We start from the raw sequence: 2,288 nt of genomic DNA, 5'->3' as shown, positions 1-2,288 counted from the left end.
AAATGTAGCACTTCTCAGAGAGAATGCTCGTCAACTTGAAAAACTTGTAAGACTTGATACACAGCATATTCAAGGCGAAGCCATCAAGGCCCGGCATTTACAGAAAATGAACGCTGTGAGCGAAGAAGTGGAGATTCCTTTAGAATATATGCTGATGCATTTAGAGGAAATATACTCCAGAAGAGGTTATAGCAAAGCCGACGCCGCATTCTTACGAGCTGCTTTGGCAGGGTTTTATGGTACCAGCGGAGCAGAGGAAAATAGAAAACTGACAGACGCAGTGGAAGTCAGGGTGAAGAAGCTTGCAGATTTGGAAGAAGAACTGGAAAGCCTCAAAACACCTCGCCACATTGTCAAGTCTGAAGTACTTGAGACAATGGGTAACGTGGAAAAAATCCTGGAGCTGGATGACCCCGATAAAGAGGACGATGTTTATAAGCGTCGTAACGCCATTTCCAGGGGAATGCAGACATCCATCACAGAAGCCTCACAGAGGGCAGAGGAAGAGGCGCTGGATGTACTGAGATCCGTAGAAACACTACTCGGGATCGAAGTCAATGAGGATGATGAGAAAGCCACAAGACTTGACAGGGCTCGCAGTAGACTTGACGGCGATGATGTCACCGAAATAAAGCTGGATGATATAAAGAATGTCCTCTGGGATGAAAGCATCAAGCTTGATGAAGATAGAGATAGCAAACTCGATACTCTTAGTGCGCGTCTTACGTATTTAGTTGAAGACACGAATCTGCAAGCCAAATGGCAACAGTTAGATTTCCTTGAAGCAATAGAGTACAGACTGGACATCAACGTGGATGAAAACGTTGCTGCCAAAGAAAGAGGCAAGGATTTCGTTGCTAAACTGGCCGACGAACTAAAAGTGGAATTAAAAAAAGATGCCAGCCTGAATGAACAGATCCACGCTCTGGGGTACAGAATTCGGACATTAAACGATGAACTGGACAAAGTCATCAATGATCTCCTTGATAATGAAAGCATGGAAAGAGCCATATATAGCGAAATTGCCCATAACCTCGGGATTCAGGACTATGAAGATGATGCCGACGAGGATGTTCGGATCAATCTCATTACAGAAAAATTCCAACAGCTGTATAAAGAACTTTATGAAGCGGGTCGTCCTACGGTTAATGAGCGTATTGCAGCCATTGATGCTGAGCTTGACAGACAATTGGCTCGTCTGGGACCTAAACCGCAATACGTTCTTGATCGTGAGGTAGCCCGGGCCAGGGGAAACGTAGAAAAAGCTGAGATTGAGCTGGAGGAACTTCATCACAAACTGGATGCTGTTCATCGTAAACAAGTGGTATTCGCAGATTCTACTGATGCCCCCCCTGACACAGATAAATACATTGCGGCTCTCAATGGGGCACTGAAAGACATTCATACCAGGTTGGGCCTGACTCAGACTGATAATCAGACCCCTGAAGATCATTTAAACGACATTGAACGTTTTATTCAGAAAAGCGAATACTATGCAGAAAGACGAACTGAGGCCCTTCATCAACTGCACACTACCATCAAAGCTCTGAAAATCCCTTTTGAAAGTGACCCTGATAATCTGTTAGAAGAAAGTAATATCATGAATGCCATTAGAGACTATAGAGCCTCTCATGACCGAAATGAAGTCAATAAAGCATTGGGGGAACTGCCTGAAACCAGACACAAGTACACTCAGGTCACGAAGTTCCTGCATGAGCACGAGGCCAGAGAAATGGAATTAGCCAATGCACTGGATGAAGAAAAACAGGCACAAGAGGCACTGAACACTAAAAATCAGGCGATTGACCCTTCCAAAGACAGCGATCCGAAAACTAAAACCAAACTTGAGCACAATCTTGAGCACAATCTTGAGCACAATCTTGAGCACAATCTTGAGCACAATAGAGAAGTACCGGACTTAGTTCTGGAAAAGAAAAAAGCACACATTTCAAAAGCACAGGAAGCTTTGAAGGCTCATGAAGCAACTCTTAAAGTCATCGAAGATGACGTGGGTCTTAAGCCAGACCCCACTGCCCGCTACGCTGACCGGGTTGAGGCTTTGAGACATAAACAGGTAGAAATGGGCGGGTTTGACGGTAATGGCGGTAAGATCCTGCAACTGACTCAGGAACAGGACCGTCTGAACAGAGAAATAGAAGTCAGGACAGCGGACATAGAGCAATTAAAGGAAGTCCTGAAAGTCGCAGAGAAAGCCGTCGAAAATGAGGGTGGTCCCTTCCAGTACACGCCGAAACAGGCAAATATACTGACCGATATCTACGCCTTCG

At 45.1% G+C, this 2,288-nt stretch carries 1 protein-coding gene; it reads left to right on the top strand.

Annotation, left to right across the window (positions count from 1 at the left end; all coding sequences use genetic code 11):
- Positions 1–2,288 (top strand): hypothetical protein (locus tag KDK18_RS04575; protein ID WP_257253524.1); only part of this gene is annotated, 2,288 nt, incomplete at both ends.

This window comes from Endozoicomonas sp. SESOKO3 (genome assembly GCF_024606255.1).
The sequence above is the reverse complement of the archived record's forward strand: the minus strand, read 5'-3'. Positions and strand labels throughout refer to the sequence as shown.